The 13,976-nt window shown below is 41.8% G+C and carries 13 protein-coding genes and 1 tRNA gene; 3 read left to right on the top strand and 11 right to left on the bottom strand.

Annotated features, from left to right (window positions below; all coding sequences use genetic code 11):
- Positions 1–26: 26 nt before the first annotated feature.
- The 6 genes from DCO56_RS15130 to DCO56_RS15105 form a co-directional block, all read right to left on the bottom strand.
- Positions 27–731: a ComF family protein gene (locus tag DCO56_RS15130; protein ID WP_108634625.1), complete on the bottom strand. Its 705-nt coding sequence runs from the start codon at positions 729–731 to the stop codon at positions 27–29.
- A gap of 39 nt (positions 732–770) precedes the next feature.
- The gene (gene rlmN / locus DCO56_RS15125) at positions 771–1,871 is read right to left on the bottom strand and encodes a dual-specificity RNA methyltransferase RlmN (protein ID WP_376786660.1); all 1,101 of its coding nucleotides are present in this window, start codon (positions 1,869–1,871) and stop codon (positions 771–773) included.
- A gap of 75 nt (positions 1,872–1,946) precedes the next feature.
- The gene (locus DCO56_RS15120) at positions 1,947–2,528 is read right to left on the bottom strand and encodes a MiaE family protein (protein ID WP_108634623.1); all 582 of its coding nucleotides are present in this window, start codon (positions 2,526–2,528) and stop codon (positions 1,947–1,949) included.
- Positions 2,529–2,599: 71 nt separating this feature from the next.
- Positions 2,600–3,640, bottom strand: coding sequence for an Atu2307/SP_0267 family LLM class monooxygenase (locus DCO56_RS15115; RefSeq protein WP_108634622.1), 1,041 nt, complete (start codon positions 3,638–3,640; stop codon positions 2,600–2,602).
- Positions 3,641–3,715: 75 nt separating this feature from the next.
- On the bottom strand, positions 3,716–4,384 hold the full coding sequence (locus tag DCO56_RS15110) for an AcvB/VirJ family lysyl-phosphatidylglycerol hydrolase (RefSeq protein ID WP_108634621.1): 669 nt from the start codon (positions 4,382–4,384) through the stop codon (positions 3,716–3,718).
- Positions 4,385–4,423: 39 nt separating this feature from the next.
- Positions 4,424–7,018: a phosphatidylglycerol lysyltransferase domain-containing protein gene (locus DCO56_RS15105; RefSeq protein ID WP_108634620.1), complete on the bottom strand. Its 2,595-nt coding sequence runs from the start codon at positions 7,016–7,018 to the stop codon at positions 4,424–4,426.
- Positions 7,019–7,141: 123 nt separating this feature from the next.
- On the opposite strand from DCO56_RS15105, the gene DCO56_RS15100 reads away from it, so the two are divergent.
- Positions 7,142–8,380 (top strand): glycosyltransferase, encoded by a 1,239-nt coding sequence (locus DCO56_RS15100; RefSeq protein WP_108634619.1) that lies wholly within the window; start codon positions 7,142–7,144, stop codon positions 8,378–8,380.
- Between the two features lies 1 nt (position 8,381).
- On the opposite strand, the gene DCO56_RS15095 is transcribed toward DCO56_RS15100, so the two are convergent.
- Entirely contained in the window at positions 8,382–9,491 is a 1,110-nt protein-coding gene (locus tag DCO56_RS15095; protein ID WP_108634618.1) for an MBL fold metallo-hydrolase, read from the bottom strand.
- A complete protein-coding gene (dcd, locus tag DCO56_RS15090; RefSeq protein WP_108634617.1) occupies positions 9,492–10,028 on the bottom strand; it encodes a dCTP deaminase in 537 nt (178 codons plus the stop codon). It abuts the gene before it with no gap.
- A 265-nt stretch (positions 10,029–10,293) separates the two neighbouring features.
- Between dcd and DCO56_RS15085 the strand changes: the two genes are divergently transcribed.
- Complete coding sequence (locus DCO56_RS15085) at positions 10,294–10,935, top strand: 4'-phosphopantetheinyl transferase family protein (RefSeq protein WP_108634616.1); 642 nt, start codon at positions 10,294–10,296, stop codon at positions 10,933–10,935.
- Between the two features lie 110 nt (positions 10,936–11,045).
- Positions 11,046–11,117 (top strand) — tRNA-Glu (locus DCO56_RS15080).
- 109 nt (positions 11,118–11,226) lie between these two features.
- On the opposite strand, the gene DCO56_RS15075 is transcribed toward DCO56_RS15080, so the two are convergent.
- Genes DCO56_RS15075 through DCO56_RS15065 form a run of 3 tightly spaced genes read right to left on the bottom strand, consistent with a single transcriptional unit; the run spans position 11,227 to position 13,975 of the window.
- Positions 11,227–12,210, bottom strand: a complete 984-nt coding sequence (locus tag DCO56_RS15075) for an ISAon1 family transposase (RefSeq protein WP_245935752.1) — start codon at positions 12,208–12,210, stop codon at positions 11,227–11,229.
- Positions 12,203–12,580 (bottom strand): ISAon1 family transposase N-terminal region protein, encoded by a 378-nt coding sequence (locus tag DCO56_RS15070; RefSeq protein ID WP_245935753.1) that lies wholly within the window; start codon positions 12,578–12,580, stop codon positions 12,203–12,205. Before DCO56_RS15070 ends, DCO56_RS15075 begins: the two co-directional genes overlap by 8 nt.
- 51 nt (positions 12,581–12,631) lie before the next feature.
- A complete protein-coding gene (locus DCO56_RS15065) occupies positions 12,632–13,975 on the bottom strand; it encodes an ankyrin repeat domain-containing protein (RefSeq protein WP_108634615.1) in 1,344 nt (447 codons plus the stop codon).
- Position 13,976: the final 1 nt, after the last annotated feature.

Raw genomic sequence — 13,976 nt, 5'->3', positions numbered from 1 at the left:
GCGGTAAACTCGGCTATCGAATAAAACTATTGGGCTCTGGCCAAGGTTGCCACGGACACTTTGCATCCGAGGGATTCCTGCAGGGTAATTGCAGCTGAGACAATGGTTGCACCGGTAGTAAGTACATCATCAACAAGTAAAATATGTGCATCTTGTGGCATTGAAAGTTCTTTGCAGACAAAGATGTCTTCCACATTTTCATAACGCGCTAAACGGTCCTTACCTGTTTGTGTCATTGTTGCCCGTTTACGGATCAATACGTCCTCCCATAACGGAATATGCATCGCCCGCGACAGCCCACGACCGAAATAAGCCGATTGATTATAACCTCTTTTCCGAAGCTTACTCGTATGTAATGGTATCGGAACAATAGCCGATAATCCAACGTACAGTTCGGATTGAAGGAGCTTGAGGCCATACTGATAACCAAAGTATTCAGCCAAAAATGGCTGGTTATTATATTTAATCTGGTAGATTAGCCGCTCTACACGACTCCCCTTTTGTAGGAGGAGAAAAGAGCAAGCCTCTTCTATAGGCGCTTTGCCCCAGAGCTGCCTAGCGGTATCGTTATCCGAATATGTATGAAAATTGGTATAAGGCAGATGATAATCACAGGCAATACAGATATATTTTTCCTGATATTTCAGCACACAGCCACAACAGGCACATTCTTTGGGAAAGAATATGGAAACAAAATCACCAAGAATATTCCGTAGATCAAATGGCATCATGCTAACTTCCTAAGTTAAAGATAGCAACAATATTGCAAACTAAGCCTCAGCAGTCTCTTTATCCTTGTCTTTTATGGCCAATTGTCCGCAAGCTGCGTCAATATCCTTTCCTCGGCTTCGTCTTACATTGGTGATGATTCCCTGGCTTTTTAGGTAATTCGCGAATACGTCTATCTTGTCAGCTTCGGCATTCAGGAAGTCGGCCAGAGCAATTGGGTTGTATTCAATCAAATTTACTTTACAGGGGACATGCTTACAGAATTTAGCAAGCTCCTTGGCGTCTTCCAACTCGTCATTGAAATTATTGAATACAATATATTCAAATGTTATCGGACTCTTTGTCTTCGCATAAAAGTATTTTAGCGCTTCAGCTAATGCGGCTAAAGAGTTCTGCTCATTGATTGGCATAATCTCATTACGCTTTTTATCATTTGCCGCATGTAGTGAAAGAGCGAGGTTAAACCGTACCTGATCGTCTCCTAGTTTCTTGATCATTTTCGCAATACCGGCTGTTGACACAGTGATTCGTTTCGCAGCCATATTAAGGCCATCCGGAGCGGTGATCCGTTCAACAGACTTCATCATATTGGCGTAATTCAATAGCGGCTCGCCCATGCCCATATAGACAATATTTGTCAAAGGCTGACCATAGTTCTCTTCAGCCTGCTTACTGATAAGTACCACTTGGTCATAAATTTCATCTGCATTAAGATTACGTTTTCGATCCATGTAACCTGTTGCACAAAATTTACAGGTCAGGCTACAGCCCACCTGCGAACTCACGCAGGCAGTCATACGCTCAGGTGCCGGAATTAATACACCCTCTATGATATTACCGTCATAGAGCCTAAAGCTGCTTTTAATAGTTTTGTCCGAGCTGATTTGTGACTCTTTAACTTTGACTGCATTAATCGTAAAATTTTCCTTCAGCTTTTCACGCAGGGCCTTACTCAAATTACTCATTTGATCAAAATCTGTACAAGATTTTTCCCATATCCATTCATAAATCTGCTTTGCACGAAAGCCCTGTTCACCCAACGCGGTCAGTTGATCTTTGATCTGACTCAAAGACAAACTCCTGATATCTATTATTTTACTTTTTTCGATCACGGTACAAAGATAAGAATAATTAAGTGACAAAAAATCCCGTTCTAAAGAAAATAGAACGGGACAACTGTTATGTATGTGTTTTAAAATAGGTAGATTCGCTATCCTTTAGCCATGTATGGCTTCTTTATTTCCGTAAGACTGGATCAGTTTACCTTCAAAGTCCAACCACTCTTTCCAGCGTTTTTCCACATCGACATCTACGGAATATTTCCTTGCAAAATTAAGGAAAGTTGTATAGTGGTTCGCTTCGGAAACCATCAGATCGTAATAAAACTGAGCAAGCTCCTTGTCTTGGATATTTTGAGACAAGACCCTAAACCGCTCACAACTACGTGCTTCAATCATTGCAGCAAATAATAGTCTATCGATAAACGCCATATTCCGGCTACCGTCCTTTTTGGAAAATTTCATCAACTGACCTACATAGTCATCTTTCCGCTCGCGACCCAATGTATAGCCCCGTTCTTTGATGATGTCAATAACCATTTTGAAATGCTCCATCTCTTCAATGGCTATGGCTGTCAATTCATGAACCAAATCCTCGTGCTCTGAGTTGTTTGTGATCAAGGATATTGCATTTGAAGCTGCCTTTTGTTCACACCACGCATGATCTGTCAAAATCTCTTCCAAATTCCCCTCTGCGATATTAGCCCATCGCGGATCTGTCAACAACTTAAGTCCAAGCATCTTACTATCTAAAATAATTTATTGGCAAAGGTAGGCAATATCTCTGCTTAAAAAAAATGATAATGTGTTCTTTAGCTATCTTTATTGAGTACTGCTCTAATTTTAGGCGCTATTTTTTCACCGTAAATTTCAATTGACCGCAACGTCTCTTTATGTCCCGGAGCACCAACGTCCATATGCGCCGAAAAACGCGTCAATCCAAATTTTTCATGAATTGCCAAAATTTTGTCAACGGCATATTCAGCATCCCCAACAATAAGATGCCCCCTTGAAGACCTGCCAAAATCATATTGTGTCCGCTGATAAGGTGGCCATCCGCGGCTAGCTCCGACACGATCCATCTGTGCCGAGTAGATGGGATAATAGTAATCTGCAATCTGCCTGCTATTATCCCCAAAAAAGGCGTGCATATGCACCCCGACCTGAAATTTTGACATATCGTGTCCATTATCTTCATACGCCTGGCGATACATTTCAAACAAATGGTCGAAACTTTCATACATCCCTCCAATAATTGCGAACATGACCGGCAAACCGAGTTTTCCGGCACGAATAACAGATGATGTAGTACCACCTACTGCAACCCAGATCGGCAAAGATCCGTTCTTTGGACGTGGAAAAATTTCCTGGTTGATCAAAGGAGCCCTAAAATTTCCGCGCCAGGTAACCGGATTTTGTTTATTCAACCGGAGTAATAATTCCAATTTCTCTTCAAACAGATCTGAATAATCCTTTAGGTCATATCCAAAGAGCGGAAATGACTCAATAAATGACCCTCTGCCCGCCATCAGCTCTGCCCGACCATCAGACAAGAGATCAACTGTCGCAAAATCCTGATATAGTTTGACGGGGTCCGCCGAACTCAATACGGAAACAGCACTGCCCAGCTTGATGTCCTTTGTCACCGTAGCCGCAGCAGCCAATATGATCTCCGGGGCAGCAACAGCATAATCTGCCCGATGATGTTCACCGATACCAAAGAAATCCAGTCCAACCTGATCCATCAGTTTGATTTCCTCAATAATTTCTTTCATTCTATCCTGTGGCGCCTGAATCTGACCTGTAGCGGGATCTATCCTGGAGTCACCAAACATTCCTATTCCTAATTCCATGTGTCTTCTCTATTTAAAACTAATTCAAAAATAGCGGCTCCATTTCGTAATTTATTTGATCTAGGATAAGAAATATCAAAAAAGAGATAATGTTGTTTTAACGACCTGCTCCGCATTGCCGCTAAAGTGATGTCCACCCGAAAGATATTTCTTATTAAAGTTTTTTAATGTAATCTTTTTTACCGGAAATTCGGCCTCATCATCTCCTAACACCACACTTGTTTTGACACCTTCTATCCGGTTTATCTCAGCAACTACATCAAGGCTCCGCTTGGTGCTGCTTCTACCCAAAATATCGGCAATATGTATCTCCAGATCGGTCGATACCGATGGTTCCAGTAACACAATGCTACGTACATTTTTCTTTATTAAGGGATCGATACGGTTTATGATAAAAGGTACCGCATCTGCTCCAAACGAATATCCCACAATAAAAAGCTGGTGATTCTGTCGAGACAACATCAGATTTTTGAGTGTATTTGACATATCCGCAGCGATATCCTTAGGTGTTTTTTTCTTCCAAAAATAGCTCTTGGAATCAATCGCAGCCACAGCATATCCAGCATCGGCAATTAACCGACAGATCTTATTCGAAAAAGAATTGAAACCACCATCTCCACTCAAATAAAGGACCAGGGGCAATACCGTTTTGTTGTTCCAATATTTCATCTCGATCAAACGTTGTTGGGCGAGGGCATGAAATGCCATGCAACCAATGATAAATAAAACGGTCAACTTCTTCATAGGATCAGTATTACTCGCCGAATAACGCTCAAGATGATACTAATCATTCGGTTTCATTACTTTAACTAGCGCAACCGGAAGCTGTATCAGATCAAAATCATGATCAAAGATAAGGTATTTGTTTTCCCAAAAAGTCGCATACTTCGCTTTAAAATCACGTAAGCTGTGATAATGTTTAAAATTCCCAAGTCGCGTTGACGCAAATTTCATAATCTTTTCTGCGGGGCTCTCTGTTGCTTCCAGCCCCGTCATCGGAACCATTCCCAGATTCAGGTAACTATATTTTAGCGCTTTTGCATAACTGATCATCTCTACAATCAACGCATCCATGCTCCCGCTGGGTGCTTCCAGTGATTTTCGGATCATATCATAAGTGCATTCATCTTTGGCATAATCGGGAATGACGTTCAAGAAAGCGACGATTTTACCGTTCCCATTTTTAAGCACAATAATATCCTGTTCGATCAGTTCTGCGGTATTGAACATTCCCTGAGAAAAAACCATTTCTTTTTTATCAAATTCTCTTAGCCATTCGTCCGAAATAGCCCGAAGCTCATCAAGGACTGCTGCATGCTGCGGAGCCTTCAGCACTGCGGTTGTAAATCCCTTTTTCTGGATTGCATTCAGTCCATTGCGCAATGATTTACGCTCTTTTCCTTCGAGCGTAAATGTTTCCAGTTCCAAAACAGCTTCTTGCCCAATGGTGATCTTCTGCTTACGAAGCGATGAGAAATGAACCAGGCTGTTTTCATCGACCCGATAATAAATCGCTTTTAATCCATTGGCATAACAATAACGATCGAACTCCTCGACAAGCTCTTCTTTATCCCCCTGTTCACAAACCGGCTCATCCAATACTATGGCAAACTCATTTGCCAATCTATAGGCGGTAAACCCTTCGGAAATCTCAGAGAAAAAAAGATATTTGTCTTTCCCGAGTTTGAAAAAATCCATGGGAGACTGTCCGAATTCATCCAGTAGCTGTTGCGCCCGTTCACGTTCGGATTTACTAGAATCTTCATCTGCGATCAGGCGTGGCCGGGCGAGCGCATAGATCAGAAGGAACCAGCAAAAAATCCCCAGGACCTGCGTAATGCGTAAGAATTCCTGCCCAAAATTGGTATGTGGCATCAGATCGTCATCGGCGAACAACAAAAAGCTCTTTGCGGTATGATAAATGGATTGCCGCCAAGTAAATTCAACTCCAAAATGTTGCTTATCGATAAAGTAGAAGCTCAATACATCGAATAAACAGACCCCGACCAATGCAACGACGAATGTTACAAACCCGATCCTCACCCAGCGAATATTGCTTTTAATTGGGTATTGCTTATAACTGATCCCCAAAAAAACGAGCGTCATTAAGGCCACCGATGCCTCTTCATAGTCCAACGCTTTAAACACATGCCCAAATAACGACAGTGTACTAAAAATAACAGCGATCCAAAAGGCTACACGAAAACCTTTGATCAAATAAGCCGACGTAACCAACAAACCTACTCCTAGAACAAAAACCATAAACTTAGATGCATGGATTGCTTCAAGGGGTAAATAAAACCGATCTAGCTTCATGCGATCGGCCAAAGGCGGTGTCAGCACCGACACAATATTGACCATGCCCAAGAAGAAGATCAGCAGTGCTGGCCCTACACGCGCCAAAAGCTGTCTACCCCGCCAAGCGAAAGCGATTAACCCTAACAATAGTGGCAACCAAAACTCAAATACACGATAAAGAATGGTTATTCCCAAGCCTTCTGCCTGACCGTAGCCATAGGCCTTGAAGATATACAGCATCGTTAATTCCACGGCTCCCAAACCTCTTAAAAAAGGTGACACAATCATTAAAACCACTGAAACGGTATAGGCGATAGCCGCTGCTTCAAAGGAATGATCCAAGTCCAGCGCATACATGCTGACAAAAGCATGGGCTATCCCACAGCATTCAACAACCATAGACGCCAACACGGTACCCAGAAGATATTTCATTTTTACTTCCCCGGAAAATATCTCGTCTATATTAGAGGCAACAGCAGGAAATTTTAGTTCTACCCAACGGTAAATTCCTTTGTGTGTACGGAAAGACCATACGAGCCAGAATACAATAGCGAGCAGTATACCCAAAATTAACAGTGAAATCCAGGCATCACCAAAATTTTTATTGTCCCAAATTGTATACAATATGACGGGGACACCAATCATAAAGACGGTTAACAGTCCGACATACCCATACAGTGCGCCAGCCTGATGAATCTGTGTCGTATTCAGATTCCGCTTTCGCAACTGAGTAGTTGTATAAGCGAGGGAACTAATGCCGCCCGCAGGAAGAAATACACTGAGCAGATTTCTTTTTAGGAATAGATCTATGGCAATTTTCAAATTGATCGAGAGACCAATGGCTTTGAAACTCTGCACATACATCACCCCTTGCAATAGGACATAGAGCAGGGTTATACAGATGCCGACCGAAACCCAGGTTAGATCTGCCGCTTTTAACTGCGGAATAATGGCAGCGAGTTCTTTCCTTTCATTTCTAAAAAAAACGAAAGCCAATAAAATAACCAAAACAGCTATTAGTTCCTTCCAATAGGTTTTTGGTGAAAAACGTCTAATGCGTTGAACAATAGTCTTGCCCATATTATCGTTTATTGTCTAATAACCGTACCGTATATATAAACACGAAATAAAGCTAATCGTTTCAAAATGACAAATTGTTAAGTTTTCATCAATTCTTTTGACATTAATCAGTAATTTTCACCCATGAAAGAGAAAAGGGTATTGTTCATCGGACTGGTTTGGCCAGAACCAACATCATCAGCCGCCGGTTTTCGGATGATGCAACTGATCGAGACATTCCTGGATCGTTCTTATCAAATAACCTTTGCTTCTGCAGCAGCCAAATCTCCCTATAGTGCACCATTAAAGTCGCGAGGTATTAGCGAACAGGCTATTGTGCTCAATAGTGATAGTTTTGACGAATTTATTGCATGGTTACAACCCGATATTGTTGTATTCGACAGGTTCATGGTCGAGGAGCAATATGGCTGGAGGGTGGCTCAACAGTGTCCCGATGCACTTCGGGTGCTCGACACCGAGGACCTCCATTTCTTACGACAGGCACGGCAAACCTGCGTCAAAAATAAAGACGATTTTTCCTTTCAGGAATTGTTTACAGACACGGCAAAGCGGGAGATTGCCTCCATATTGCGTTGTGATCTATCATTAATTATCTCGGAGTCTGAAATGAAAATCCTGACGGAAGTGTTTCGGATTTCGCCTGATATCCTATACTATCTACCTTTTCTGGAAGATGAAATTACGGTCGACCAGACGAATGCATGGAAGTCATTTGAAGAACGAAGAAATCTGCTATTTATCGGCAACTTCATCCATGAACCCAACTGGCATACCGTGCAATACCTAAAGACAACGATTTGGCCAGTTCTTCGTAAAATGCTCCCTAAAGTAGAGTTACATATCTATGGGGCATATCCGACACAGAAAGTACTTCAGTTACATAATCCCAAAGAGAATTTTCATATCAAAGGAAGAACAGATTCTGCAAAGGACACCATGTCCAACTACAGACTATTGATTGCGCCGATTCAATTTGGGGCCGGAGTGAAAGGCAAATTTATCGACGCCATGCATACCGGTACCCCCACCGTCACAACATCGATTGGCGCTGAGGCGATGAAGGGAAATCTATCCTGGAATGGTTTTATTGAAGATGAACCCGAAGCTTTCTGCCAAAAAACCATGGCGCTTTATAACGACAAAGTCGCCTGGGCAACAGCGCAGGCCAATGGTATCCGTATCATCAACGACCGCTACGAGAAACGCAAATATCAAGCGGACTTTATGACCAATCTATCCTTACTGAAGGTACAGCTGGACAAACATCGGCAACACAATTTTATTAGCCAGATCCTCCTACATCACACTGTACAGAGCACAAAATATATGTCACTGTGGATTGCTGAAAAGAACAAGGTATAATTTAATTGACTTCCCGCCACCAGGGAGCATATATTGTATCCAGTTTGTCCAGATGCACCAGTTCCCCTATTTTCGGTGTAATGAGTTTACTGTTTTCTTTTTGGGCAATTTCATAAAACTTTTCCATTGGTTCTTTCCATCCATGCATTGCCAAGGCAAATTTTGACGAATGAACGGGCAAAGTGACTTTGGCTTGTAAGTCTCTGGTTTCAAGCCCCCATTCTTCGGGCAACGAATGGATATAATGCCAGGCATCATTATACTGCCCGTTCTCCAATATAGCCAGATCAAACGGGCCGAATCGATCCCCTATTGTCTTGAAATGCTTACCATAACCACTGTCACCACCTAAAAACAAATTGTATTTCGTTGTTTTCAGGACAAAGGAAGTCCAAAGGGTATTATTTCTTGTAAATCTACGGCCTGAAAAATGTCTTGCGGGGGTAAAAGTTACCTGAAAATCAGGCTGAAGAGTAACCTGATCATACCAATCGCCCTCGACAATCTGTTCTGGTTTATAACCCCAGGATTCAAAATGCGCCCCCACCCCTAAACCACAGATAACCCGACCGACTTTCTCCCGTAGTTTGGTTACAGTCTCATAATCGAGATGGTCATAGTGATCATGGGAAATAAAAAGGAAATCTATTTCAGGAAAGTCTGCCGCTGTATAATCCACGGCAATTTTAAAAGCCTTGTTACTTCCCGGTACGGGTGAAGCATTTTCACTGAATACGGGATCGACGAGCAATAGTTTGCCATCAATTTTCAGCAGATAAGAAGAGTGTCCAAACCAGACCAAAAGATCCTGTGCCGGCAGATTTTTCAGATCACATTTCACCGCCGGTAACACAACCAATGGCTTCAGCCCCGGCTTTTTATTGAAAAGAAAATCCCACATTAAAGAGACGATATTTACATCATTCTTTAGGGAGGGAGTCACTTCAAGATTATGAAATACGCCATCTCTGAAGTTTGGCGACTGTTTCATCCGCTCTAATCGGGCGCCTTTAAAGCTTCCGCCAAACATTGGATGAACAAAATAATAAAGCAATCCACTGATCACGATAATCAGCAGCATCCCTAAAATGATCCATCCAACGTTTTTCATTTAGAAACTATTCTTCCACATCATGGATTCGACAGGACGTATGGTCTTGCCATTATACTTTGCATTCCCCTTTGTATTGTAAAACGTCTCGATTTCGCCTTCTACAGCAAAATAAATCAGTTGACCGATTGGCATTCCAGCATAGACCCTGACGGGCTGTGCGACAGATATCTCCAAGGTCCACGTATTACAAAATCCCACATCCCCTTTACCAGCTGTTGCATGGATGTCAATTCCCAAACGGCCAGTACTCGATTTTCCTTCCAAAAAAGGAACATGTTTATGTGTTTCTGTATATTCCTGTGTTACACCCAAATACAAGGTATTAGGTTCCAATACAAAACCCTCCTCCGGTATTTCAAAATGATCAATTTCATTATGTTTTTTGGCATCCAGTACGCGGTCTGCATAGGTTGCCAAATATTTGCCCAAATGTACATCGTAGGAATTTGTTCCTAAACACTTACGGTCAAACGGTTGAATGACAATACTGCCATTTTCAATCTCTTCAAGAATTCTTTTATCCGATAAAATCATGTGTATCAAGATAGCAAGAGCATCAGGCCATGCTATATAAATTCAAAAATACGGTTCTCACACAAATTTTTACGCTATTTTTTATTTAAAGTACAGCTTTTATTGAGAATTGACTCTTTTAAAGCTTCGACCAGCTCAGTTCGTTCATTTTGACGGGCGTACCAAAATCAGCTTTCCCCCTGCTGTCTGTATTCTACACGACGGTTTATCTAATCGCTCCTGATTGAACATGCGATAATTTGCAATTTGTTTTTTAAATTTGGGTATGAGTCTAGTGTATTTACGTGAAATAGATGGCCAAACCAAATTTGCCATTTGGCGGATTGAAGAATCCGATGATGATCTGTTATCCAAACTTCAGCTGGACGAGCGCGAGAAGGCTAAACTGGGTTCTTTTAATCAAGGTAAACGAAGGTTACATTGGCTTGCTACACGTGTCTTATTGCGGACCCTTCTGAATACTTCGCGTTATATAGATTGCCCTTCCGATGCGAACGGTAAACCTTATTTAGCCAATTTTCCACAGAAGATATCACTTTCGCACTCCTTTGACTATGCCGCCGCAATGATAAGTACCGAGGGGGAGGTTGGGATCGACATGGAAATTATCAAAACAAAAGTTGAGCGGATCCAACATAAATTTCTCAAACCCGTTGAATTTGCTTTTATTACACAGGACGATACACGATACGAGCAGTTGTATGCCTGTTGGTGTGCCAAAGAGGCCATCTATAAACTTCAGGGGAATGCGGGGGTCTCTTTCTTAAACAACATGACGATACAGCCCTTCGACTACCAAAAACAAGGTGTCTTAAAACTCGAACTGGACAGCAACCACCACAAGCAGACTTTTGACGTACATTATGAAAAATTCAATGAATATATGCTTGCATATGCTGTTGGCTGAGATCGCTTAAAAAATAATTTTTCTCAATTTCAGCGAATTAGCGATATAAACGCACTTTTTTTTTGCGCTTATTGAAAAAGCTTCTATATTTGCAGCATCACAAAGAAAATGGCCCGTTCGTCTAGGGGTTAGGACGCAAGATTTTCATTCTTGAAACAGGGGTTCGATTCCCCTACGGGCTACAAAAAAAGACCTGCAAATGTAAAATTTGCAGGTCTTTTTGTTTCTATGTACACGCAATAATAACCATGATGATCAGGATCATACCGAAAGTTTGGGGGTTAAAGATAATTAGGCATACAATTTCATCACCCTATACAAGAAAAAAGTAGTATCTCTTACACCACGGAATACACTGCGAAAAGCCTTTAATTTAGCATTGAAAGACTCAGCTGAAGCATTTGTGCTCCTGTTGTCAAAGTAATGCAGGATTTCAGGGTGGTGTGCTGCAATAGACTTTGCTACACTCTCAAAAGATAGGATGCCCGCATTCTCCACTTGATTATGCCACAGACCCAATTTGGTAAAGGCAAGTGTTTTGTCTTTGCATTTGGTAAAAATAGCACCCAGAGCAATCCCTAAATCATATGCTTGTCTTAGCTTTGGGAAGCGAATAAACAATAACTCTGCACGATGTTTTTGACTTTCTGTCCACCGCCCAGGGTGCTTGAACAACAGATGTCTAGATCTAGCCAATAGTTGCCTGATGGTGTCTCCATTGGATAATACCTCTGGCTCATAAGGAAGACTTTGCTTTCTTGCATCCTTTATTTTTTGGCTTTCTATATCCAATACTTCCCAGCGATACTGGATCCGTAGTTCCTGAACAGCATCGTATGCTAGCTTTTGAACATGAAAACGATCTATTACCCGCCTGGCATTTCTGAAACATCTACGGATAGCCTTAGCCATATTAGGAGCCATATCCATGGTCACCTCTTTAACCTTGTTTCTTGTACCAAGAGGAATTCGCTCTAATACAGCGATAATATCTTCCGCTTTTGTTCCCTTGATTGTCGCTAGAATGGTTCCTTTCCTACCTTTTGCAGATTTACTACTTACAATGGTATAAAGTTCACCATTACTAAAACTGGTCTCATCAATACTTAAGTGTTCAGCTATATTCTGTGGAAATAGTGTCCAATTCTCTGCATGTGATTTTTGATCCCAATCATGGAAATCGCTCAGATGATTCTTATATTGATCTTGTAGCAGCTTGCCATCCATCTGAAAGAACAAACCTACTAACTGGGCACTTACAGGATGGTTATCCAAATATCTTCTTTAAAAAAAGCCCGAATTCTGTTGTCATTCGGGTACCCTCACGTACTAGATTCCAATCTCTTGTGATAATCTCTCCAGTGTCCAAAACAGTCCAACGACGACGACGGATATGCAGGGTAACTTTCTGCCCCCGAATGGGAAAATCGGAAATCTCCGTAGAAGGCATAAAACCTTTTGATTCTAGGTTACTATTTTCATAACCCGCTGGAGTAATATTAAGCTCATCTAAATAGATATGAAGTTGATCTTCTACCTGATCTACTTCTAAAATCTGAAAATATTCTAATAGCCCTTCGGGCATTAACAAGGATAATAATTTACGTTCGGCAGCTTCCAAGTGTTCTCTAGTTTTTAAAAACACTAAACTAAGTATTTTTTCAATTCCCCCCAAGAATTCTGCTTGATCCGATGATCAGGCCTTCAATATCTTTGCTTTTTCCTGGTCAAATTCTTCTTGATTGATAATTCCGGCATCCAGCAGATCCTTTAAATCAAACAAAGCTTGTTTTTTCAGCCCCATATCCATCGGCGAAGCTGGTGGTGCTATGCTGGCACCTGCACTGATGGGACCATCATCCACTGCGTTTGTTTTCGCACCGAAGTCTATCAATAATCTTGTTATCTCATTAAATCCCTGCATATTGGAATAATCTATTGGCTTTTGCTCAAGAACATTAGAAATATCAGTCAGCGCACCGTTTGAAAGCAAATAACGCAATACATCTTTTTTCCCATATGCTGCCGCATAGTGCAAAGCTGTATTACCGGAGGCATCCTGCTTGTCTATAGTCGCACCACTATCCAACAGCTGTTTTACCAAAGACAGATAACCCATTTTCGTAGCAGTATGTAATAATGTTTCACCGGCATAATGAGGTTCAAATCCAAGAATAAAAGTACGTCCACCAGTGCGCTCGATCAGCTTTTCCATATACTTTCCATCCTTTCCATCAAATGAATCTACAGGGCGAGCGTAATCCGCAGAAAGCCCTCTTTCCAAAAACAACGCCAGTAGCTCCTTTTGATTGCTATTACAGACGTACCAAACTGGAGAGATCCCTTCGGCAGACTCAGCAAAAATATCACTGCCTTGTTCTAGTAATCTCTGTGCGAGCACACGATTCCCCATTTTCACGGCTAATAGCAAGGGGCCTTCGCTTTGATCGTTCAACGTGTTGACTGCGGCGCCATTATCCAACAACATATTTACAATGGGCACCGACCCCAATGCTACTGCAATGTTGAGTGCGGTATTGCCTGCTTTATCGGTGATGTCCAAATTGGCTCCTTGTGACACCAGCAATTGAACGACAGGGGGATATTTTGCCTGCACAGCCAACAACAAAGGCGACTCCGCATCATTGTTCAATGCATTTACATCCAATCCTGCAGCGATCAGTTTCTCAGCCATCTCCTGCTGTCCGGTCCGTGCGGTAATATGTAATAAGCTATTGCCCAAGAAGTCATTGATATGAATATTGGCGTTTTTGTCCAGTAAATAAGCCGCGGTTTGCTTCTGCTTTTGTAGCAGGGCAAAATACAATGGTGTCTCACCGCGATGGTCTTCATAATCCACCGCCGCACCGGCCTCGACCAACTTTTTTACCAGATCCAAATATCCGCGATGAGCTGCATAATGTAATGCTGTTCGACCTAATTCATCCGTATATGACACATCGACTTGGTTCTTTTCCAACAAGATTTCAGCAATCTTGCGTTTTCCCCCTTCGCATGCAACTATAAATGATTGAGACATG

This window comes from Sphingobacterium athyrii (assembly GCF_003071065.1).
In the GTDB taxonomy this organism is placed as follows: domain Bacteria; phylum Bacteroidota; class Bacteroidia; order Sphingobacteriales; family Sphingobacteriaceae; genus Sphingobacterium; species Sphingobacterium athyrii.
This window is presented reverse-complemented; position numbering and strand designations above follow the sequence as displayed.